This is a genomic window from Enterobacter sp. SES19 (assembly GCF_011765665.1).
Classification (GTDB): Bacteria; Pseudomonadota; Gammaproteobacteria; order Enterobacterales; family Enterobacteriaceae; genus Enterobacter; species Enterobacter pseudoroggenkampii.
The window spans coordinates 683405-703734 of sequence record NZ_CP050320.1 but is presented as its reverse complement, the minus strand read 5'-3'; the positions used below and the strand labels follow the sequence as shown (position 1 = coordinate 703734).

The following is a 20330-nucleotide window of genomic DNA, read 5'->3' as shown; positions in this document are numbered from 1 at the left end:
CAGTTAACGCATTAAAAAACGGCGCATTTGCGCCGTTTTTTTATTTCCAGATCCGCATCGTGTCGTTATCAGGCTCTGCGGGTGGCTCAGGTCGCTTCGGCTGAGAGAGCGAGTACCAGTCGAAATGTCGAGTCAGGTACATCACGGCGAACAGCGCCAGCGCGAGAACCGCTGACCCCAACAGCAGCGCGCTGTCCTCCGAGCGCAGCAGGAACCACATCACGACATCCAGCCCGAGCAGTCCTAGTACAAACAGCCCACTGCGTTTCCAGCTTTTCAGCACGGCCTGCAGGTACATTCCGTTCATCGCTGCGCCCACCAGGCTTGCAACAACCCAGGCTGGCGTAAACCCGACGTGTTCAGACAGCGCCAGCAGCACCAGATAGAACAGGACCAGCGACAGCCCCACCAGCAGATACTGCATCGGGTGAAGGCGTAATCCGGTTAAGGTTTCGAAGACAAAGAAGGCCATAAACGTCAGCGCAATCAGCAAAATAGCGTACTTGATCGCACGGTCAGTCAGCTGATACTGATCGGCGGGCGTGGCTACCGTGACGCTAAAGGCCGGGAGCGCCTCCCACTCCGGCGACTCCTTGTCGTAGAACCAGCTCTCAAGGTTATTTGCAAACCAGCTGCTCTGCCAGTTCGCCTGGAAACCAGACTCGCCAATCTGATGCTTAACAGGGAGATAATCGCCCATAAAACCCGGATGCGGCCAGTTGCTGGTGAGCGTCATTTCGCTATTACGCCCTACCGGTACCACCGCAAAACTGCCGGTTCCCGCCAGACTGAGGGACATCTCAAGCGTAAACGTTTTGGCTTCCAGCGCTTTGTCGGTCAGCGGGATGTGGATCCCCGCAAGCGCCCCGTAGACGCCTGAACCGGGTTCCACGCTTAGCGTCTCACCGTTGATTTTAGAGATACTGACCGTGCCAATGCCCCGCGCGTCGCCAACGCCCGTCACGATAAACGGCTGCCCTGTCGCGATCGTTTCCCCTTTCAGCTGCTTCAGCTCGTCGGTATTAAACTGCGCTTTGATCTTCAGGTCAGTGTTCCAGATTTGCCCGTCATAGATGCCAATATTGCGGGACTCTACGCGCTGGTTCCCTTCCACAACCAGAGATTCCGGCAGAATGAAGTGCATATAGCTTTTCTTGTACTCGACCTTCTTCTCGTCCTCTATCTTGTAAAAGATCTCCGTCATCGGAATCGCAATCATCGGACCGACCAGCTTTTGCGGTCCGCTGGTACTCTGGCGAAGCGTATTTTCGACATCGTTGCGGTAGCTCTCCCGCTCTGATATCAGGTTACTGACCATAAAAAGCGGGACTAACAGCAGCAGGATGCACCCCAGCAGGGTGCTGACTTTCCAGAACAGGGGGGATTTCATCATTACGTCTCCTTTGTGATGAGGAGAGCGTAACCAGGCTGTGTGGGGTCAGTTTGAAGTTATGTGAAGGGACGGTGAAGTGTCAGCGTGGCCATCACGCCGCCTTCATCACGATTACGCAATGTAATCTCTCCCTGATGCAGACGCGCCACCTCCTGGACAAACGCCAGCCCGAGCCCGCTGCTCTTCAACCCGTTCTCGCGCGGCAGGGAATAAAAACGCTCAAAAATTCGCTCCAGCGCGTAATCCGGGATCCCGCTTCCGCTGTCGGTGACGAGAAGCTGTATCTGCCCGTGCTCCTCCCGGGCCGCCAGTTCAATGGCACCGCCCTGCGGGGTAAAATCGATAGCGTTATCCAGCAAATTGCCGAGCGCCTGCTCGAGCAGGTCGGGATCGCCTTCAACATGAAGCGAAGCGGGCTGGAGGGTCAGCGCAATCTCTTTTGCCGCCAGCACCGCCGAGCGCGCATCAGCAAGCCGCGTAAACAGTAGGTCGACGCGGACGGTCTGAGGCGTAATCTCGACCCGATTTTCAAGCCGCGCCTGAGTGAGCAGTTTTTCAACCAGCGACTGCATGCGCGCGTTTTGCACCAGAATATTATCGATAAACCTCGCGGCCACCTGCGGCGGCGGCTGCTCGGAGAGAATTTCCGCCGCGCCGCGTATGGCGGCGATGGGGCTTTTCAGCTCGTGGGTCAGCGCATGGACATAGCGTTCAATGTAGTTTTTCCCTTCAAGGCGAATGCGCATATTCTCCAGCGCCTGGGCCAGCTTGTGCAGTTCGCTGCTGCCAGGATTAGGCAGCGGGAGAGGTGTATCCGTGGTCACCGAGTCGGCATAGCGCGATAACGTACCGATAGATCGATTGATCCACCATGCCACGACGAGGCCAATCAGCAGGGCAATGCCGAGCAGCGCCCCGCCAGCCCACAGTATCCGTCGCTCGCTGCGGTGAATCACAGGAGCCATCGCGCTGTTCGGTTTCCCCACCGACAGCACGCCGATAATCTTGCCCTGATCCACAACCGGCGCGGCAACATACATCACCGTGCTCTCCGGATCGTCGGGATGGCTCTGGGTACTGCGCGCGCCGTATTCGCCGCGAAGCGTCAGCCAGACATCGTTCCAGCGCGAGTAATCTTGCCCCACGGCCAGACCGGCGGAATCAAACACGACTCGGCCCTGCGCATCGGTCATGTAGACGTGATACTCGTTACGCACTTTATGGATCCCGCCGATATTGGCGCGGAAGGGGCGCTGATGAAGCTGAGAAAAGGCCTGTGCCAGCTTGCCCTGCTGCGCATGACCCGAAAGCAAATCATCACGTCCAATTTCAGCCAGCAGGGTCGCGGTATCGATTAACGTGCCCTCGGTTGCCCTACGCACGCCGGGCTTTACTTCCTGGACAAAGATCGACAGCACAAACCACGCGGCGATGGCCACGATCAGGAAGTATCCCAGCAATAGCCGCATCCCAATGCGCATCAGTAAAGGCCCAGACTGTAGCCCATACCGCGATGGGTGCTGATGGGTGACAGTTCTTCGTTCACCGCACGCAGCTTGGCGCGCAGGGTTTTGATGTGGGTGTCCACGGTACGATCGAAGCTGTCGCCGTCTTCACCCCATACCTTGTCCATGAGCTGCTGACGCGAAAAGACCCGCCCGGGTGCCTGCAACAAGGTTTTGAGCAGCAAGAACTCGTAGCGGGTCAGGGGCAGTGCTTCCCCGCACCAGCTGATTCGCGCGGCAGGCTCGTTCAGTTCAAACTGCCCGATACGTAACGTTTCTGACGGTGCGGCGGATTTTTGCATGCGCCGTAAAATCGTCCGCACCCGGGCGCAGACTTCACGAGGGGAGAAAGGTTTCGCAACGTAGTCATCAGCGCCCATTTCCAGACCAAGCAGCTTGTCTACCTCATCACTGCGCGCCGTCAGAAACAGCACGGGCAGTGAGGGATGCTGCGCCAGTAGCTGGCGACAAAGCTCAAATCCACTGATGTCCGGTAGCCCGACATCCAGAATGGCAAGCGCCGGAACCTGCCGCCGAGCCTCCTCCAGCACGGGTAAACCGCGTTCAAACGCCTTTACCGCGAATCCTTCCTGCTGAAGCATGTAGATCAGCGTATCGGCGATACTGGTTTCGTCTTCAACCAGCCAGACCACAGGTTGTTGCATGATTCGTCCCTGAATTACTGCCAAGGCATAATTGGCACCGCGCTGATCGCGTTTTTCGGTGAGCCTTCCACCACTTTATCGGAATAGGCGAGGTAAGCCAGCGTATTGCGTTTGGCATCATAAAAACGCACCACCTGCAGCTTTTTAAACACCAGCGAGGTCCGTTTCTGGAATACCACGTCGCCCTGCGCTTTGCCGTTTTTAATTTTATCGCTTAGCTCAACCGGCCCCACCTGCTGACACGAAATCGCCGCATCGGAGGTGTCTTCCGCCAGTCCCAGCCCGCCTTTGATACCGCCCGTTTTCGCGCGGCTGACGTAGCAGGTGACGTTTTTCACGTCCGGATCGTCAAACGCCTCCACCACGATTTTGTGGTCCGGGCCAAACATTTTGAACACGGTATCGACGGAGCCAATCTGCTCAGCCTGCGCCGCGCGCCCGACCATCAGCATCAACGCGGTGAAGATCAAAGTCTTGTATTTCATATTGTTACCATTCTTTAAAATTACATTGAGCAATTATTCAACACTTTAGGTAAAAATGTAGCAAGATCACAGGATTAGAATATATCTGCCTGTAATGTGCTCTAAAAAGCATGAATGCGCAAAAAAAACACTGAATGCTAAAACATCAAAAAATGCTATTATCCGCTAACCTGTTATCAGGCACCTGCTGTTTTAAGGATGAGGATAGTATATGGATCAGGCTGGAATTATTCGCGACCTGCTCACCTGGCTGGAAGGTCATCTCGACCAGCCTTTGTCACTGGATAATGTGGCGGCTAAAGCAGGCTATTCCAAGTGGCATCTGCAAAGGATGTTCAAGGATGTCACCGGTCATGCTATCGGGGCCTATATTCGCGCGCGTCGTTTATCAAAATCTGCTGTGGCACTGCGCCTGACGGCGCGGCCGATTCTGGATATTGCCCTGCAATATCGTTTCGATTCGCAGCAGACCTTCACCCGCGCCTTTAAAAAACAGTTCTCGTTGACGCCAGCGCTTTATCGTCGCTCGCCTGACTGGAGCTCGTTTGGCATGCGTCCGCCGCTGCGTCTGGGCGAATTCGCGATGCCGAAATATGAAATTATTACCCTGCCGGAAACCCATCTGATCGGCACAACGCAGAGCTACTCCTGTTCACTGGAGCAGATTTCCGAGTTCCGTCATCAGATGCGCGTCCAGTTCTGGCGCGACTTCCTGAGCCACGCGCCGGCGATCCCGCCAATTCTGTATGGTCTCAACGAAACGCACCCGAGCCAGGAAAAAGACGACGAGCAGGAGGTGTTCTACACCACCGCGCTGACGCCGGATATGGCCAATGGCTACATTCAGGGTTCTAAGCCTGTCGTGCTGGAAGGCGGCGAATACGTGATGTTCGCCTATGAAGGGCTGGGAACGGGAGTTCAGGAGTTCATCCTGACCGTTTACGGAACCTGCATGCCGATGCTGAATCTGAATCGCCGTAAAGGTCAGGACATTGAGCGCTACTACCCGGCGCAGGATGCCAAACCGGAAGAAGGCCCAATCAATCTGCGTATGGAATTCTTGATTCCGATACGCCGTTAACGCTGCAGTTCGTCAAGCGCAGGGGCATCGAGATGCGAAATGTCCCCTGCCATCTCCACGACCCAACCTGACGCCAGCCACGCGCTTTCCTGATAATCAATCCGGGAAATGGAGCAGTTGCGCAGACGCAAACGGCGCTCGGCGTAAGCCGGTAACCCCAGAATGGTGCTCACCAGGCAACCCAACGCAATCCCGTGACTCACCAGCAGCGGACGGCTTCCTGCCGGGAGCTTCAGGCATTCCGCCAGTGCGGCATGCATACGTACGCTGAGCTCCTGCATGGATTCGCCCTCAGGAATACGGCCATCTTCGGTACCGTTCACCAGCGTGCGGCGCCAGCCCTCTTCCGTTTCCGTCAGCGTATCGATATGGCGTTTTTCCAGCACGCCCATATCCAGTTCGCGCAGGCGCGGCTCAAGCATGACGTCACAGCCGCAGGCGTCCGCGATGATGCGCGCCGTCTGCTGTGTGCGACCTAAATCGCTGGTAATCACGTGGGTTATGCCCAGCGTTCTGGCGCGTTCCGCCACCTGCCACGCTTGCTGCACACCCTTCTCAGTGAGAGGACTGTCTGACTGGCCTTGAATACGTCGCTCGGCGTTCCACTGCGTTTCACCGTGGCGAACAAGGTATACCTGTAACATGCTTTTTTTCCGTTATACTGCGATGAGTTTTTTTTGAATCGAGCTTAATTATGCACCATGTTGTCTCTGCTACCACTAATCCTGCCAAAATTCAGGCAATTCTAAGGGCATTTGACGAGATCTTCGGCGCAGGATCCTGCCATATTGAGGCCATCGGCGTCGAGAGTGGCGTGCCTGAACAGCCGTTTGGCAGCGAGGAAACGCGCGCTGGCGCACGAAATCGCGTGGCAAACGCTAAGGCCGCGGCACCGAATGCAGACTTTTGGGTAGCGATTGAAGCCGGTATCGACGAAGGCGCAACTTTTAGCTGGGTGGTGATCGAAAGCCGTGAACAGCGCGGTGAAGCGCGTTCGGCCACCCTGCCGCTGCCGGAGATCATTCTGGAAAAAGTCCGTGCGGGTGAAGCGCTCGGGCCGGTAATGTCGCAGTACACCGGCATCGATGAAATTGGCCGTAAAGAAGGGGCGATTGGCGTCTTTACCGCAGGCGTGCTGACGCGTTCAGGCGTTTACCACCAGGCGGTGATCCTGGCGTTAAGCCCGTTCCATAACGCGATTTATCGCTGATCGCTTAGTAAGACTGACTCGAGCCATTGGCGCAGCTCAACCGGCGCCGACTTCAGGCTGTTCGAGCCGCGGGTAATCGTTGCAATGCCCGCGCCGAGCTCATTCTTCAGCTCGCGCTGGCTCATCTCGCCGCGCAGCAGCTCTTCAATGATCCGCACGCGCGTGCCCAGCGCCTCGCGCTCGTCCGGCGTGAGCATCAGCTGCATCAGGGGTAAATGCAGATCCTGTTCGTAAGACTGGCGAAGCAGCTCCACAAAACGAAGCCACTCCTGATGACGTTGTTCGGCCATTGCCGAGGAATACGGGGAATGCTGGGTCATGTTATGCTGCCTCTTGTACTCATTAGCGAGTACAGCATAACACAACCCACGCCGATCAGTAACGTCTCTGCCACTCGGCATCGCTCATCAGGGTATCTTTCTGCCCCATGAAGTAGCGATAGTAGGCGTCATAGGCCAGCACGTTCTTCACGTAGCCGCGCGTTTCCGAGAACGGGATGCTCTCGACAAACGCCACGGCGTCGATGCGCCCGGCGCTGTTGCCGAGCCAGGTGCGCACGCGTCCAGGCCCCGCGTTATACGCCGCCGACGAGAAGATGCGGTTATTGCCGAACTGCTGGTACACATACTGCAGGTAGCTGGTACCGATGTTGATGTTGGTATCCGGATCGAGAAGCTGTGACGGGCTGCTGTACCCAGGGATATTAAACATCTTCACCGTGTGCGTCGCCGTGCCCGGCATAATCTGCATCAGGCCGCTGGCACCCACCGGGGAACGGACTTTCGGGTTCCATGCGCTCTCCTGACGGGCAATCGCCATCGCGTAGCTTTGCGGGATATCTTTGCCGCTGGTATAGCGATCGAATAGATCTTTGTACGCCAGCGGGAAACGCTCTTCCAGATGATCCCAGAGCTTGCCGGCGATCGTCGCCTGCACGCTGAGATCCCACCAGTGATTATCAAACGCATAGCGGGCAAGCTGGGCTTTTTCGTCGGTGGTGCGGCTGGTCACCAGATTCGCCCACTCGCTGCGCGCGGTGTTATCCATATTCCAGTACATCAGCTCGCGAACGCGCGCCATTTCTGGCCCCTGCGTCAGCGCCGGGTTCGCGTTGGCGGGCGCTTTATCAATGCGGAAGGTGTACTCCTCGCCCAGGCGCTGCGCGGCCGCCATCGGGTAGAACCCGCGCTGCTGCATCAGCGTATGGAGGATATCTTTTGCTTCATCATCACGACCGCGCTCCAACAGCAGATCGGCCTGCCAGTAGCGCCATTCGTCTTTCTCTTTAGCCTCCATTGGCAACCGCGCGAGCCAGGTATTCAGCCCACGGCGATCGCCCGTGCCCAGCGCCATCCGCACGCGGCGTTCCACCAGCGACGTGGAGTTCGAACGCATAATGGCATCGTCACGCCAGCGCGCCTGTTCGTCGGTCACATCGGTGCCCATCAGTCGCCACGCCACGATATCGCGCAGCTCCTGGGTTTGCTCCTCATTAAGCTGCTGCGCCTGCACCAGCTGCGGGATCATCAGCCGCGCGTTTTCTACGTCGTCACGCGCCACGCTGGCAAAGGCCACCGCCGCCATCTGGCGGGTAAAATCGGTCGCGCCCGTAGTGCGGGCAAAGGTCAGCACGCTGTTCGGATCGTTCGCCAGCGAGATAACCGCGGTGGAGATCGTCTGGTAATCGGACGGCATCTGCCCCGCCAGCGTGGTCACCAGACGCGTGTTACCGGCTTTCATCGCCAGACGGATGCGCTCAAGGTAGGACAGCGGATCCTGTTTACCGGAAGCGCGCCATGCGCCAAACAGGGAATCACAGGCGTTCGGCTGGTTTTTCCCGGTCAGCCAGAGCTCTTTCGCCCCGGCCCAGGCCTCTTCCTGCTGGCCAGTCGCCCATTTCGCGTAGTAGTAGTTACACTGGGCTTCGGTGGCGTTCGGCTTTTCAGGACTAAACGCCAGCAGTCCGCGCCAGTCTTCGCGACGCGCCAGCTCATTCACAAAACGAGACTGGAGATTTCGGGCTGGCGGCAGGGTCGGGTTCGCCTGAATGAAGTTATTCACGGTGACGGTAGGCTGGTTCATCAGATCGTCCGTAATCTGGCGATACTCCAGATACGGATACAGCGGATAATCCTTTAGCGTCGGCATCAGCGCCTGCACGGTATCCATCTGCTTGTTGTCCCACGCCTGTTTAATCTGGGCGTAGCGGTTACGTTGTTCATCCAGTGAATCGGCATGCACCGCCTGGCTTACCGCCATTACGCATACGCTGGCAGCCAGCAGACGCCAGACCACCCGTTTGGCTTTTTCCACAAGCTCTTCCTCATTGTTTTTTCGTCAATTGCAGCGTCTTGCCACGTCAAAGTCTAATTAACTTATGCTAACCAGGCATCCTTCAACGCGCCACGTCATGGACACTTTTTTACCTTTCTTGCGCGTTTTAACACTCCCGACGTTCCTGGCTGGGATTAGGCCGTGAAAAAGGCTACACTTCGAGGCTGAAATTCCTTCTCATTACGATAAAAGAGGCGAAGTCCAACGTGGCTCAATTCGTTTATACCATGCATCGTGTCGGCAAAGTTGTCCCGCCGAAACGTCATATTCTTAAAAATATCTCGCTGAGCTTCTTCCCGGGCGCAAAAATCGGTGTTCTGGGTCTCAACGGTGCCGGTAAGTCCACCCTGCTGCGCATCATGGCCGGCATTGATACAGACATCGAAGGTGAAGCCCGTCCGCAGCCTGGCATCAAGATCGGCTACCTGCCGCAGGAACCTCAGCTGAATCCGGAACACACCGTGCGTGAGTCCGTTGAAGAAGCGGTTTCCGAAGTGGTTAACGCCCTGAAAGGTCTGGATGAAGTGTATGCCAAATACGCCGAGCCGGATGCGGACTTCGACAAGCTGGCCGCGCAGCAGGGCAAGTATGAAGAGATTATCCAGGCTCACGACGGTCACAACCTGAACGTGCAGCTGGAGCGCGCGGCTGATGCCCTGCGTCTGCCGGACTGGGATGCGAAAATCGCGAACCTCTCCGGTGGTGAACGCCGCCGCGTGGCGCTGTGCCGCCTGCTGCTGGAAAAACCAGACATGCTGCTGCTCGACGAACCAACCAACCACCTGGATGCGGAATCCGTGGCGTGGCTGGAGCGCTTCCTGCACGACTTCGAAGGCACCGTTGTGGCGATCACCCACGACCGTTACTTCCTCGACAACGTCGCCGGCTGGATCCTGGAGCTGGACCGCGGCGAAGGTATTCCGTGGGAAGGCAACTACTCCTCCTGGCTGGAGCAGAAAGATCAGCGTCTGGCTCAGGAAGCGTCTCAGGAAGCGGCCCGTCGTAAGTCTATCGAGAAAGAGCTGGAGTGGGTGCGTCAGGGCGCGAAAGGCCGTCAGTCTAAGGGCAAAGCCCGTCTGGCACGCTTCGAAGAGCTGAACAACACCGAATACCAGAAACGTAACGAAACCAACGAACTGTTTATTCCACCTGGAGCACGTCTGGGGGATAAAGTGGTTGAAGTCAGCAACCTGCGTAAGTCTTACGGCGACCGCCTGCTGATCGACGACCTGAGCTTCTCCGTACCGAAAGGCGCTATCGTCGGCATCATCGGTCCGAACGGCGCGGGTAAATCAACCCTGTTCCGCATGATGTCCGGTCAGGAACAGCCTGATAGCGGCTCAATCACCCTGGGTGAAACCGTGAAGCTGGCCTCCGTTGACCAGTTCCGTGACGCGATGGATAACAGCAAAACCGTGTGGGAAGAAGTCTCCGGCGGTCTGGATATCATGCGTATCGGCAACACCGAGATGCCAAGCCGCGCCTACGTTGGTCGCTTTAACTTTAAAGGCACCGATCAGGGCAAACGCGTGGGCGAGCTGTCCGGCGGTGAGCGCGGTCGTCTGCACCTGGCGAAGCTGCTGCAGGTGGGCGGGAACGTTCTGCTGCTCGATGAACCAACAAACGACCTGGATATCGAAACCCTGCGCGCGCTGGAAAACGCCCTGCTGGAGTTCCCGGGCTGCGCGATGGTTATCTCGCACGACCGCTGGTTCCTGGACCGTATCGCGACCCACATCCTGGACTACCAGGACGAAGGTAAAGTGGAGTTCTTCGAAGGTAACTTCACCGAATACGAAGAGTACAAGAAACGCACGCTGGGCGCCGACGCGCTGGAGCCGAAGCGTATTAAGTACAAGCGTATTGCGAAATAAAAGCAAAACGGCAACTTCGGTTGCCGTTTTTTATGTTTGTACCCTCTCCCCGTGGGAGAGGGCCAGGGTGAGGGCATCAGGCCGCACAAAATCACCCACCCACGTAATACCGCTTCACCTCATCAAACTGCATTGCAAAGTCGATATAGCTCATCAGCGCGGGTGAGTTGAGCTTACGGCTAGGATAGGCCAGCCACAGGTCGTTTCCTTCAACGTTCCACTCCGGCAGTACCTGCACCAGCGCCCCTTTCTCGACCTTATCTTCCAGCAAAAAAGCCGGAAGGAGCGTAATCCCCGCACCGGCAATCGCGCATTCGCGGGCGTATACCAGGTTATCGGTCATGTGCGCGTTATCCGGCAGGTAGCGGTAATCCTCGCTCTCGCTTCGCAGAAGCCACTCTGACCACGCCCGATGCGTAATGCTGCGATGCTCCACCAGCTGACGGGGATGCGTCAGCGGCGCCCGGCGCGCCAGATAGTCCGGCGAAGCCAGCATGTAGCGCGGGCAGTGCCCGATCATGCGGCCAATCAGGGAGGAGTCCTGCGGCTTGCCGGTACGCAGCGCCACGTCAAACCCGGCCTCGACCAGGTCCACCACGTCATCAGAGATCGACACGTCCAGCGAAACCTCAGGATAGCGAAGCTGGAACTCGGCATTCATATGCGCCAGCAGCGTCGCCCCAATCCCAGCCGGACAGGTGATCCGCAGCCGCCCGCTCGGGTTTTCGCGCAGGCGCTGAATGGCGTACTCCGCCCGCTCGCTGGCCGCCAGCATTTCGCGGCAGTGCACCAGATAGTGCTCGCCCGCAAACGTGAGGCTGATCCTGCGCGTGGTGCGGTTGAGCAGGCGGATACCCACCTGCTGCTCCAGCTGGCTAATACGCTGGCTGACGCTGGATTTCGGCAGTTCCGCCTTCTGCGCCGCCGCGGTAAAGCTGCCCATCTCCGCCACCAGCGCGAACAGCGCCATATCCTGCAGCTGCTTAAACATGATTGTTCATCCTGTACGAACGCTGAGTTCTTGATTGTCCATCTTATCATGCAGCTGGCCACTTAATAGACTAGCCTCAACAAAACGCATGCCATTGAGGAGCACACCATGTCAGTGAAAGCCATCGCCGTTAACCCTGAAAATCCCTCTACCTTCATTGAAATCACCCCGCCGATGCCGCAGCCCGGCGAGCACGATCTGCTGGTGGAGGTGAAGGCCGTCTCCGTTAACCCGGTCGATACCAAAGTCCACGCGGGCATTGCCAGGAACGGGCTGAACGCGCCGCGCATTCTCGGGTGGGATGCCAGCGGGATCGTCAAAGCCGTTGGGACGGGCGTGACCGGATTCAAGCCGGGAGATGAAGTGTGGTACGCGGGCGACATCACCCGTCCGGGCAGCAACACCACACACCAGCTGATCGATGCGCGCATTGTCGGGCACAAGCCTGCCAGCCTCGGCTGGGCGGCTGCCGCTGCGCTACCGTTGACCGCACTCACCGCGTGGGAAGGACTGTTTGAACGGCTGAACATTCAGGATGCCGGTGCGGACAAGACCCTGCTGATCATCGGCGGTGCAGGCGGGGTGGGATCGCTGGCGATCCCGTTCGCGAAGCACAACAGCAAGGTGAAAATCATCGCAACCGCGTCGCGCGAAGATTCCGCTCAGTGGTGCCGCGACCGCGGTGCAGATGTGGTGGTGAACTACCGCGATCTGAAAGGCGAACTGGCGAAACACGGGCTGACCTTTGTGGATTATATTTTCATCCTCAACGATACCGACGGGCACTGGGATGCGGTCAGCGAACTGATTGCGCCTCAGGGGCATATCTGTTCTATCGTCGAGAATGAACGTCCGCTGAACCAGGACAAGCTGAAGTCGAAATCCGCCGCGCTGCACTGGGAATTTATGTACACCCGCAGCATGTACCAGACCGCTGATATGGCGCGTCAGGGTGAGATCCTCAATGAGGTGGCGAAGCTGGTGGATAACGGCGTGGTGGAAAGCTCGCTGAGTGAAACGCTGCACGGGCTGAGCGTGGAAAGCATTACCGAGGCGCACCGTAAGGTGCTGGACGGGCATATGCGCGGGAAAGTGGTGGTTGAGTATTGAGTGGCCTGATGCCCTCACCCCGGCCCTCTCCCACAGGGAGAGGGAGGTTAACGCTTACCCCTGCTCCCCCATCATCTCCTTCACCAGCTCGACGCAGCGCAGGAAACGGGAGTCGTAGTCCGACTCTTCCACGTGCACAAACTCAACGTTGTTTTCGTTGAGCATCTCCACCAGCATGGACTGGAACTCCCGCCGGTCCACGGAGCTGCCGAGGCTGCGCATGCCGTCAGCGACCCACGGGGTGTTGTTCTCCAGCAGGATCACCAGGTCAAAGCGGTATTCGTCAATCAGCGCCTGCACGAACGGGTGCTCGCGCCCTTCGTATTTTTTACAGAACGCCTGCGTGGTGACGAAATCGGTATCGATAAACGCCACCTTGTTGGCGTATTTCACCGCGAAATCAATGTACTGGGCATGACCGAGCGCGATTTTATCGTAGTCGGAATACTGCAGCGCCATCTCATCACCGCCCAGATGGGAGAAGACATAGTCGCGTCCGTACTCCCACGCGCTGGTGGTATTGAAGATGTTCGCCAGCTTGTTGACCAGCGTTGATTTCCCGCTCGACTCGCCGCCCAGGATCGCGACGGTGCGCACAAAGAACGGCTTCACCTCGGTCGGGATGTAATCCCAGTAGCGGAACGGGTTTTCGCGGATCTGCGCTCCGCTGATGTTCATGAAGGTGCGCTTCGGATCGATCAGCACCGTCTCGATGCCCAAATGCTCGCGGAACTGCGGCGCATCGGACTCTTCAGAGGTGTAGATCCAGTTCGGCGCAATGCCCTTCTCTTCCATAAACGCTTTGATGCCGTTGCTCCACACGTCCCAGCCGTGCGGGTACGGCTCCATACCTTCTTCGTTGAAGGCATGAATACGAATGTTTTTCTGGTACTTGAAGGTCTGAAGCAGCCAGCGCAGGCGGTCCGGCACGGTCGGCTGCTGCGACATGGCGCTCTCTTCAAACAGCTGACGGTCGCGGGTTTCGTCATAGCCCATGATGATGTGCAGCTCGTCCACCTGGCTACAGGCGCGCTGGATCAGATAGATATGCCCGGTATGCAGCGGGTAAAATTTGCCGAACACCACGCCGATGTTCTTTTGCATACGCGGGAATTCCAGCCCCAGAAAGCGGTGCAGCGCTTCGAGCTTCTGCGCGCTGGGGCTTTTGATTTTGGCGTTCAGCAGTTGGCTCAGGTAGCCTTTGGTCATGCCGCTGGCGTCTGCCACCTGCTGCAGCGTGCAGCCCTTCTGGCGGATAGCGGTCTTGATGTAGTCAAATGATGACATAAATTACGGTGCCTCCTGCAAAATCGAATACGTAATTATAAGTCGTCAAAGACATTTAACGCATCTGCGAGTTTCTTCACGCCAAAAACCTGCATCCCTTCCGGGATTTTTTTCGGCACGTTGGCGGCGGGAACGATCGCGCGACGGAAACCGTGTTTTGCCGCCTCGGAGATACGCTCCTGGCCGCTGGGTACCGGACGGATTTCCCCGGCAAGGCCCACTTCGCCGAAGACGACCAGATCCTGCGGCAGCGGTCTGTCGCGCAGGCTGGAGACCATCGCCAGCAGCAGCGCCAGGTCTGCGCTGGTCTCAGTGACTTTGACGCCGCCGACCACGTTCACAAAGACGTCCTGATCCGCCATCTGCAGCCCGCCGTGACGGTGCAGCACCGCCAGCAGGATCGCCAGACGGTTCTGTTCCAGACCAACCGCCACGCGCCGCGGGTTGCCCATCATCGACACGTCCACCAGCGCCTGAATTTCGACAAGCAGCGGGCGCGTCCCTTCCCATAGCACCATCACCGAGCTGCCGGAGGTGATCTCATCGCCACGGCTCAGGAAGATGGCCGACGGGTTGCTGACTTCGCGCAGCCCCTGCTCGGTCATGGCAAACACGCCCAGTTCGTTCACCGCCCCAAAGCGGTTTTTATGGCTGCGCAGGGTACGGAAGCGGGAGTCCGCGTCGCCGTCGAGCATCACGGAGCAGTCGATACAGTGTTCAAGCACCTTCGGCCCGGCCAGCGAGCCGTCTTTGGTCACATGACCCACCATCACAATCGCCACGCCACGCGTTTTGGCAAAGCGCGTCAGGTAGGCCGCGGTTTCACGCACCTGCGCGACGCTGCCCGGCGAGGACTGGATGTCCGCCATGTGCATCACCTGGATGGAGTCGATCACCATCAGCTTCGGCTGCTCTTCTTCGGCGATCATGCAGATCTGCTCGATGCTGGTTTCCGACAGCATGTTCAGATTACCGGTCGGCAGGCCCAGACGGTGCGCGCGCATCGCCACCTGCTGCAGGGACTCTTCCCCCGTGACGTACAGGGTTTTCATCTGTTCGGCGAGCTTGCAGAGCGTTTGCAGCAGCAGGGTTGACTTGCCCGCGCCCGGGTTACCGCCGATAAGAATCGCGCTGCCCGGCACTACGCCGCCTCCGAGCACGCGGTCAAACTCTTTGAACCCGGTGGAGAAGCGCGGCAGCTCTTCGAGGCTGATGTCCGAGAGCTTCTGGACTTTCGCTACGCCCGCATTGCCCGCGTAGCCGCTCAGGCGTTCATTGCGCGCCACGCTCGGCGAAGCCGCCACACCACGCACTTCGGTGATGGTGTTCCAGGCATGGCAGGCGCTGCATTGCCCCTGCCAGCGCGGATAATCCGCACCACATTCATTACAGACAAATGCGCGTTTTGGAGCTTTCGCCACGGTTTACCTCGTTATTTCTGTGCGGCCTGCGAGCCGGGTGGCGCTTACGCTTACCCGGCCTACAAAGCAGACCGTTATTTCTGATTAAGGCTGCCGGAGAGAATGCAGAACACCCCCATCAGGTCAGCGTGACGGATAGTCACTTCCGTCTTTTCATTCACTTTTGGCTTGGCATGGTAGGCAATGCCCAGGCCGGCCGCTTTGATCATCGGCAGGTCGTTCGCGCCGTCCCCGATAGCGACGGTCTGGACAACCGGAATTTCATATTTTTCCGCCAGACGCGTCAGCGTATTGGCTTTGTACTGGGCATCCACAATATCGCCAATCACCTGGCCGGTCAGCTTGCCGTCCATGATCTCCAGCTCGTTGGCCACCACGGTGGTCAGATGCAGTTTTTCCCGCAGGTAATCCGCGAAGAAGGTGAAGCCACCGGAGGCGATCGCCACTTTCCAGCCCAGCGACTGCAGCTTCAGCACCAGCTGCGTCAGCCCTGGCATCAGCGGCAGCATGTCGCGCACCTGGCGCAGAATGTTGGCATCAGCCCCTTTCAGGGTCGCCACGCGCTGTCTCAGGCTGGCGGTGAAGTCCAGCTCGCCGCGCATCGCACGCTCGGTCACTTCCGCCACCAGCTCGCCGCTGCCCGCCAGCTTCGCAATTTCGTCGATACACTCGATCTGAATGGCGGTAGAGTCCATGTCCATCACCAGCAGGCCCGGCGTTTTCAGATGCGGAATTTTACCCAGCGGCGCGACGTCCAGCCCGGCGTCATGCGCCAGACGCGTTGCGCGCTGCGTCAAAGAGCCCGCCAGGCGAATAACCTGGTAGTCTTCCACGCACCAGGCGGCGACGATGACCATCGCCGCCCCCAGCTTGCTTTGATACTGGGTCAGGCGTTGCTTATCCAGACCGCGTCCGTAGAGGAGCCAGCCGCTACGACCGGCGTGGTAATCCAGAGGCATCACCTCATCGCCACTTAAAGAGAGCGGCAATCCTGGCCATAAAGAGACATCCGTTGGCAGGTCACACCAGGTAATGTTCGGCATTAAAGCTCCTGTAGTTTCGTTCGCGCCGGAAGGTTGCAGAGGGAAAATAACGCATGAGGCTACCCTGTAACCATCACTTCTGGCAACATTAAGCCGTAAATTTTCAGCAGGTGGAATATGGCTCGCGCAAAACTGAAATTCCGGCTCCATCGCGCCGTGATTGTCCTCTCCTGTCTCGCACTGTTAGTGGTGCTGATGCAAGGGGCATCCTGGTTTAGCCAGAACCATCAACGGCAACGCAACCCGCAGTTTGAAGAGCTGGCCCGCACGCTGGCACGCCAGGTGACGCTCAACGTCGCGCCGTCCATGCGGACTGAAACGCCGGACGATAAGCGGATAGGCCAGGTTTTACGCCAGCTCACGGAGAACAGCCGCATTCTTGATGCCGGCGTCTATGATGAGCAAGGCAACCTGATTGCCCGCGCGGGCGAGCACGTCGACGTGCGCGACAGGCTGGCGCTGGACGGTAAAAAAGCAGGAGGCTACTTTAACCAGCAGATTGTCGAACCTATTCAGGGAAAAAATGGCCCGCTGGGCTATCTGCGCCTGACTCTCGATACCCACACCCTGCCCACTGAAGCCAAACAGGTCGATAATACCACCAATATTCTGCGCCTGATGCTGCTGCTTTCACTCGCCATCGGCGTGGTGCTGGCGCGCACCCTGCTTCGCGGCAAACGCACGCGCTGGCAGCAATCCCCGTTCCTGCTGACCGCCAGCAAATCCGTCCCTGAAGACGAAGAGAGTGAGAAGAAAGAATAGTGATAAAGTAGGCGAACGATTCGGAAAAGGAACTTTGCCATGACGACGTTACGCCTGCTTATCTCTGACTCTTACGATCCCTGGTTTAATCTCGCGGTAGAAGAGTGCATCTTCCGCCAGATGCCCGCTACCCAGCGCGTACTGTTTCTCTGGCGTAACGCCGATACTGTGGTCATTGGTCGTGCGCAAAACCCATGGAAAGAGTGCAACACCCGGCGTATGGAAGAGGACAACGTCCGCCTGGCGCGCCGGAGCAGCGGCGGCGGCGCGGTGTTCCACGATCTGGGCAATACCTGCTTTACCTTTATGGCAGGAAAACCGGAGTACGACAAAACCATCTCTACTTCCATTGTCCTCAATGCGCTGAATTCACTCGGCGTGAAGGCTGAAGCTTCCGGACGTAACGATCTGGTGGTCAAAACCCCGGAGGGCGACCGGAAGGTCTCCGGCTCCGCCTACCGCGAAACGATGGATCGCGGGTTCCACCACGGCACCCTGTTGCTGAATGCCGATCTGAGCCGTCTGGCGAACTACCTGAATCCGGACAAGAAAAAGCTCCAGGCTAAGGGGATTACCTCCGTGCGCGGGCGCGTGGCGAATCTGGTGGAGCTGCTGCCGGGGATTACGCACGAGCAGATTTGCGATGCGATCCGTGACGCGTTCTTTGAACATTACGGCGAGCGCGTGAAAGCCGAAGTGATCTCTCCTGACAAAACCCCGGACCTGCCCAACTTTGCCGAAACCTTCGCCCGCCAGAGCAGCTGGGAGTGGAACTTCGGCCAGGCTCCTGCGTTTTCCCACCTGCTGGATGAGCGTTTTACCTGGGGCGGCGTGGAGCTGCATTTTGATGTGGAGAAAGGCCATATCACCCGCACGCAGGTGTTTACCGATAGCCTGAATCCGGCACCGTTAGAGGCGCTGGCGGCACGTTTGCAGGGCTGTTTGTACCGGGCGGATATGCTGCAGCAGGAATGCGACGCGTTGATTGGGGATTTCCCGGAGCAGGAAAAAGAGTTGAGGGATTTGTCAGCATGGATTGCGCAGGCCGTACGTTAAGTGCGGTTTGGTGCCCTCACCCCGGCCCTCTCCCACAGGGAGAGGGAGGGAAGAGACAGAATTACTCTTTATCGCCCAGCAGAACGGATTCCAGCGCGATTTTGATCATGTCGTTGAAGGTCGTCTGACGCTCGGCAGCGGTGGTCTGCTCGTGGGTACGGATATGGTCGGATACGGTGCAGATGGTGAGCGCTTTCGCACCAAACTCCGCCGCAACGCCGTAGATGCCCGCCGCTTCCATTTCCACGCCCAGGATGCCGTATTTTTCCATCACGTCGAACATCTCACCGCCGTCCGGTGCATAGAACAGGTCAGCAGAGAAGAGGTTACCCACGCGCGCGTCAACGCCCAGCGCTTTTGCCGCGTCAACCGCGTCACGCACCATGCCGAAGTCTGCAATTGCCGCGAAGTCATGGTCTTTGAAACGCATGCGGTTAACTTTGGAATCGGTGCAGGCACCCATACCAATAACGATGTCGCGCAGCTTAACGTCCATACGCACCGCGCCGCAGGAGCCAACGCGGATGATTTTCTTCACGCCGAAGTCGGTGATCAGCTCTTTGGTGTAGATAGAGCAGGATGGGATACCCATACCGTGGCCCATGACGGAGATTTTGCGGCCTTTATAGGTACCGGTGAAGCCCAGCATGCCGCGAACGTTGTTCACTTCACGCACGTCTTCCAGGAAAGTTTCTGCAATGTGCTTCGCGCGCAGCGGGTCGCCCGGCATCAATACGACGTCAGCGAAATCACCCATTTCTGCATTAATGTGAGGAGTTGCCATCTTCAGTTCCTTTTACATTGTTTATTCTTTTCACCCTCTCCCTGTGGGAGAGGGCCGGGGTGAGGGCATCAGACCGCACCCTACATGATTCAGAACATGGCCTTGCCATATTCCATGTCAGACGTACCAAAGTATTTCGCAATAGTCTGGCCGATGTCCGCGAAGGTTTCACGGTGACCGAGCGAGCCCGGCTTCACTTTCGGGCCGTACACCAGCACCGGAATGTGCTCACGGGTGTGGTCGGTACCGGTCCAGGTTGGGTCACAGCCGTGGTCCGCGGTCAGGATCAGAATGTCATCTTCACCCACCAGCTCCATCAGCTCCGGCAGACGGCGGTCGAACAGCTCAAGACCCGCAGCATAACCCGCGACGTCGCGACGGTGCCCCCAGGAGGAGTCGAAGTCCACGAAGTTGGTGAAGACAATGGTCTTGTCGCCCGCTTCTTTCATCTCTTTGATGGTGGCATCGAACAGCGCATCAAGACCGGTGGCTTTCACTTTTTTGGTGATGCCGCAGTTGGCGTAGATGTCCGCGATTTTACCCACGGACACCACGTGACCGTCTTTCTCATCGACCAGCTTCTGCAGCACTGTCGGTGCCGGTGGCTCAACGGCCAGGTCATGACGGTTACCGGTACGCTGGAAGTTACCCGCTTTGTCGCCGATAAACGGACGCGCGATCACGCGGCCAATGTTGTAGCCGCCTTCGGTCAGCTCTTCGCGTGCGATTTCGCACAGCTCGTAGAGTTTATCCAGGCCAAACGTCTCTTCGTGGCAGGCAATCTGGAACACGGAGTCAGCAGAGGTGTAGAAAATCGGCTTGCCGGTTTTCATATGCTCTTCGCCGAGCTGGTCCAGAATCACGGTACCGGAAGAGTGGCAGTTACCGAGGTAGCCCGGCAGGTTGGCACGCTTAACCAGCTTGTCCAGCAGCTCCTGCGGGAAGCTATTCTCGTGATCGGAGAAATATCCCCAGTCAAACAGTACCGGCACACCGGCGATTTCCCAGTGTCCAGACGGGGTATCTTTACCGGAAGAGAGTTCGTGAGCCCAGCCGTAGGCGCCCACCACTTCCGCGTTGCCGTCCATACCGGCTGCGATTTTACCGGTAGAACCTTCATGTGCTTTCACCAGACCGAGGCGGGTCAGGTTAGGTAGAGTCAGAGGGCCTTTACGACCGTTGTCCGCTTCGCCTTTCGCACAGGCTTCCGCGATGTGACCCATGGTATCGGAACCCACGTCACCAAAACGTTCTGCATCTTCGGTTGCGCCGATGCCGAATGAGTCCAGCACCATAATAAATGCACGTTTCATAATTGTTCTCCGTACG

19 protein-coding genes are annotated in these 20330 nt (G+C 57.9%); 6 read left to right on the top strand and 13 right to left on the bottom strand.

What is annotated here, in order from left to right:
- Positions 1 to 40 precede the first annotated feature (40 nt).
- Genes creD through creA form a run of 4 tightly spaced genes read right to left on the bottom strand, consistent with a single transcriptional unit; the run spans position 41 to position 4048 of the window.
- Complete coding sequence (creD, locus tag GXP72_RS03310; RefSeq protein WP_208763500.1) at positions 41 to 1393, bottom strand: cell envelope integrity protein CreD; 1353 nt, start codon at positions 1391 to 1393, stop codon at positions 41 to 43.
- 56 nt (positions 1394 to 1449) lie between these two features.
- Positions 1450 to 2874, bottom strand: coding sequence for a two-component system sensor histidine kinase CreC (gene creC / locus GXP72_RS03305; protein ID WP_148769071.1), 1425 nt, complete (start codon positions 2872 to 2874; stop codon positions 1450 to 1452).
- Positions 2874 to 3563 (bottom strand): two-component system response regulator CreB, encoded by a 690-nt coding sequence (gene creB, locus GXP72_RS03300; RefSeq protein ID WP_024907408.1) that lies wholly within the window; start codon positions 3561 to 3563, stop codon positions 2874 to 2876. The genes creC and creB overlap by 1 nt, the downstream gene beginning before the upstream one ends.
- A 14-nt stretch (positions 3564 to 3577) precedes the next feature.
- Positions 3578 to 4048 (bottom strand): protein CreA, encoded by a 471-nt coding sequence (creA, locus tag GXP72_RS03295; protein ID WP_024907407.1) that lies wholly within the window; start codon positions 4046 to 4048, stop codon positions 3578 to 3580.
- Positions 4049 to 4259: 211 nt separating this feature from the next.
- Here creA and robA point away from each other — a divergent pair, with 211 nt between their 5' ends.
- Positions 4260 to 5129, top strand: a complete 870-nt coding sequence (robA, locus tag GXP72_RS03290) for an MDR efflux pump AcrAB transcriptional activator RobA (protein ID WP_024907406.1) — start codon at positions 4260 to 4262, stop codon at positions 5127 to 5129.
- Here robA and gpmB read toward each other — a convergent pair.
- Positions 5126 to 5773, bottom strand: a complete 648-nt coding sequence (gpmB, locus tag GXP72_RS03285; protein ID WP_008502057.1) for a 2,3-diphosphoglycerate-dependent phosphoglycerate mutase GpmB — start codon at positions 5771 to 5773, stop codon at positions 5126 to 5128. The two genes, robA and gpmB, sit on opposite strands and share 4 nt — an antisense overlap.
- A 50-nt stretch (positions 5774 to 5823) precedes the next feature.
- Between gpmB and yjjX the strand changes: the two genes are divergently transcribed.
- Positions 5824 to 6339, top strand: a complete 516-nt coding sequence (yjjX, locus tag GXP72_RS03280) for an inosine/xanthosine triphosphatase (RefSeq protein ID WP_024907405.1) — start codon at positions 5824 to 5826, stop codon at positions 6337 to 6339.
- Here yjjX and trpR read toward each other — a convergent pair.
- On the bottom strand, positions 6330 to 6659 hold the full coding sequence (gene trpR / locus GXP72_RS03275; protein WP_024907404.1) for a trp operon repressor: 330 nt from the start codon (positions 6657 to 6659) through the stop codon (positions 6330 to 6332). The genes yjjX and trpR overlap by 10 nt on opposite strands.
- 55 nt (positions 6660 to 6714) lie before the next feature.
- On the bottom strand, positions 6715 to 8652 hold the full coding sequence (gene sltY / locus GXP72_RS03270; protein ID WP_208763499.1) for a murein transglycosylase: 1938 nt from the start codon (positions 8650 to 8652) through the stop codon (positions 6715 to 6717).
- A gap of 227 nt (positions 8653 to 8879) precedes the next feature.
- Between sltY and ettA the strand changes: the two genes are divergently transcribed.
- The gene (gene ettA, locus GXP72_RS03265; protein WP_032660788.1) at positions 8880 to 10547 is read left to right on the top strand and encodes an energy-dependent translational throttle protein EttA; all 1668 of its coding nucleotides are present in this window, start codon (positions 8880 to 8882) and stop codon (positions 10545 to 10547) included.
- Between the two features lie 91 nt (positions 10548 to 10638).
- Here ettA and GXP72_RS03260 read toward each other — a convergent pair whose 3' ends face one another.
- Positions 10639 to 11538 (bottom strand): LysR family transcriptional regulator, encoded by a 900-nt coding sequence (locus GXP72_RS03260; protein WP_024907402.1) that lies wholly within the window; start codon positions 11536 to 11538, stop codon positions 10639 to 10641.
- Positions 11539 to 11646: 108 nt separating this feature from the next.
- On the opposite strand from GXP72_RS03260, the gene GXP72_RS03255 reads away from it, so the two are divergent.
- Positions 11647 to 12648: a zinc-binding alcohol dehydrogenase family protein gene (locus GXP72_RS03255; RefSeq protein WP_208763498.1), complete on the top strand. Its 1002-nt coding sequence runs from the start codon at positions 11647 to 11649 to the stop codon at positions 12646 to 12648.
- Positions 12649 to 12702: 54 nt separating this feature from the next.
- Here GXP72_RS03255 and nadR read toward each other — a convergent pair whose 3' ends face one another.
- The 3 genes from nadR to serB all read right to left on the bottom strand — a co-directional run bounded on the left by nadR (position 12703) and on the right by serB (position 16399).
- Complete coding sequence (gene nadR / locus GXP72_RS03250) at positions 12703 to 13935, bottom strand: multifunctional transcriptional regulator/nicotinamide-nucleotide adenylyltransferase/ribosylnicotinamide kinase NadR (protein WP_024907400.1); 1233 nt, start codon at positions 13933 to 13935, stop codon at positions 12703 to 12705.
- A gap of 35 nt (positions 13936 to 13970) precedes the next feature.
- Positions 13971 to 15356: a DNA repair protein RadA gene (gene radA, locus GXP72_RS03245; RefSeq protein ID WP_014068810.1), complete on the bottom strand. Its 1386-nt coding sequence runs from the start codon at positions 15354 to 15356 to the stop codon at positions 13971 to 13973.
- 74 nt (positions 15357 to 15430) lie between these two features.
- Entirely contained in the window at positions 15431 to 16399 is a 969-nt protein-coding gene (gene serB, locus GXP72_RS03240; protein ID WP_208763497.1) for a phosphoserine phosphatase, read from the bottom strand.
- A gap of 117 nt (positions 16400 to 16516) precedes the next feature.
- Here serB and GXP72_RS03235 point away from each other — a divergent pair, with 117 nt between their 5' ends.
- Positions 16517 to 17161: a YtjB family periplasmic protein gene (locus GXP72_RS03235; RefSeq protein WP_024907398.1), complete on the top strand. Its 645-nt coding sequence runs from the start codon at positions 16517 to 16519 to the stop codon at positions 17159 to 17161.
- Positions 17162 to 17200: 39 nt separating this feature from the next.
- A complete protein-coding gene (gene lplA, locus GXP72_RS03230) occupies positions 17201 to 18217 on the top strand; it encodes a lipoate--protein ligase LplA (RefSeq protein ID WP_061715994.1) in 1017 nt (338 codons plus the stop codon).
- A gap of 61 nt (positions 18218 to 18278) precedes the next feature.
- On the opposite strand, the gene deoD is transcribed toward lplA, so the two are convergent.
- Positions 18279 to 19001 (bottom strand): purine-nucleoside phosphorylase, encoded by a 723-nt coding sequence (gene deoD / locus GXP72_RS03225; RefSeq protein WP_032649888.1) that lies wholly within the window; start codon positions 18999 to 19001, stop codon positions 18279 to 18281.
- Between the two features lie 89 nt (positions 19002 to 19090).
- Positions 19091 to 20314 (bottom strand): phosphopentomutase, encoded by a 1224-nt coding sequence (gene deoB, locus GXP72_RS03220; protein WP_024908262.1) that lies wholly within the window; start codon positions 20312 to 20314, stop codon positions 19091 to 19093.
- Between the last annotated feature and the right edge of the window lie 16 nt (positions 20315 to 20330).

Bases quoted from the DNA above. Each gene is read 5' to 3' on its own strand.
- creD (WP_208763500.1), bottom strand. From the start codon at position 1,393: ATGATGAAATCCCCCCTGTTCTGGAAAGTCAGCACCCTGCTGGGGTGC.
- creC (WP_148769071.1), bottom strand. From the start codon at position 2,874: ATGCGCATTGGGATGCGGCTATTGCTGGGATACTTCCTGATCGTGGCC.
- creB (WP_024907408.1), bottom strand. From the start codon at position 3,563: ATGCAACAACCTGTGGTCTGGCTGGTTGAAGACGAAACCAGTATCGCC.
- creA (WP_024907407.1), bottom strand. From the start codon at position 4,048: ATGAAATACAAGACTTTGATCTTCACCGCGTTGATGCTGATGGTCGGG.
- robA (WP_024907406.1), top strand. From the start codon at position 4,260: ATGGATCAGGCTGGAATTATTCGCGACCTGCTCACCTGGCTGGAAGGT.
- gpmB (WP_008502057.1), bottom strand. From the start codon at position 5,773: ATGTTACAGGTATACCTTGTTCGCCACGGTGAAACGCAGTGGAACGCC.
- yjjX (WP_024907405.1), top strand. From the start codon at position 5,824: ATGCACCATGTTGTCTCTGCTACCACTAATCCTGCCAAAATTCAGGCA.
- trpR (WP_024907404.1), bottom strand. From the start codon at position 6,659: ATGACCCAGCATTCCCCGTATTCCTCGGCAATGGCCGAACAACGTCAT.
- GXP72_RS03260 (WP_024907402.1), bottom strand. From the start codon at position 11,538: ATGTTTAAGCAGCTGCAGGATATGGCGCTGTTCGCGCTGGTGGCGGAG.
- GXP72_RS03255 (WP_208763498.1), top strand. From the start codon at position 11,647: ATGTCAGTGAAAGCCATCGCCGTTAACCCTGAAAATCCCTCTACCTTC.
- nadR (WP_024907400.1), bottom strand. From the start codon at position 13,935: ATGTCATCATTTGACTACATCAAGACCGCTATCCGCCAGAAGGGCTGC.
- serB (WP_208763497.1), bottom strand. From the start codon at position 16,399: ATGCCGAACATTACCTGGTGTGACCTGCCAACGGATGTCTCTTTATGG.
- GXP72_RS03235 (WP_024907398.1), top strand. From the start codon at position 16,517: ATGGCTCGCGCAAAACTGAAATTCCGGCTCCATCGCGCCGTGATTGTC.
- lplA (WP_061715994.1), top strand. From the start codon at position 17,201: ATGACGACGTTACGCCTGCTTATCTCTGACTCTTACGATCCCTGGTTT.
- deoD (WP_032649888.1), bottom strand. From the start codon at position 19,001: ATGGCAACTCCTCACATTAATGCAGAAATGGGTGATTTCGCTGACGTC.
- deoB (WP_024908262.1), bottom strand. From the start codon at position 20,314: ATGAAACGTGCATTTATTATGGTGCTGGACTCATTCGGCATCGGCGCA.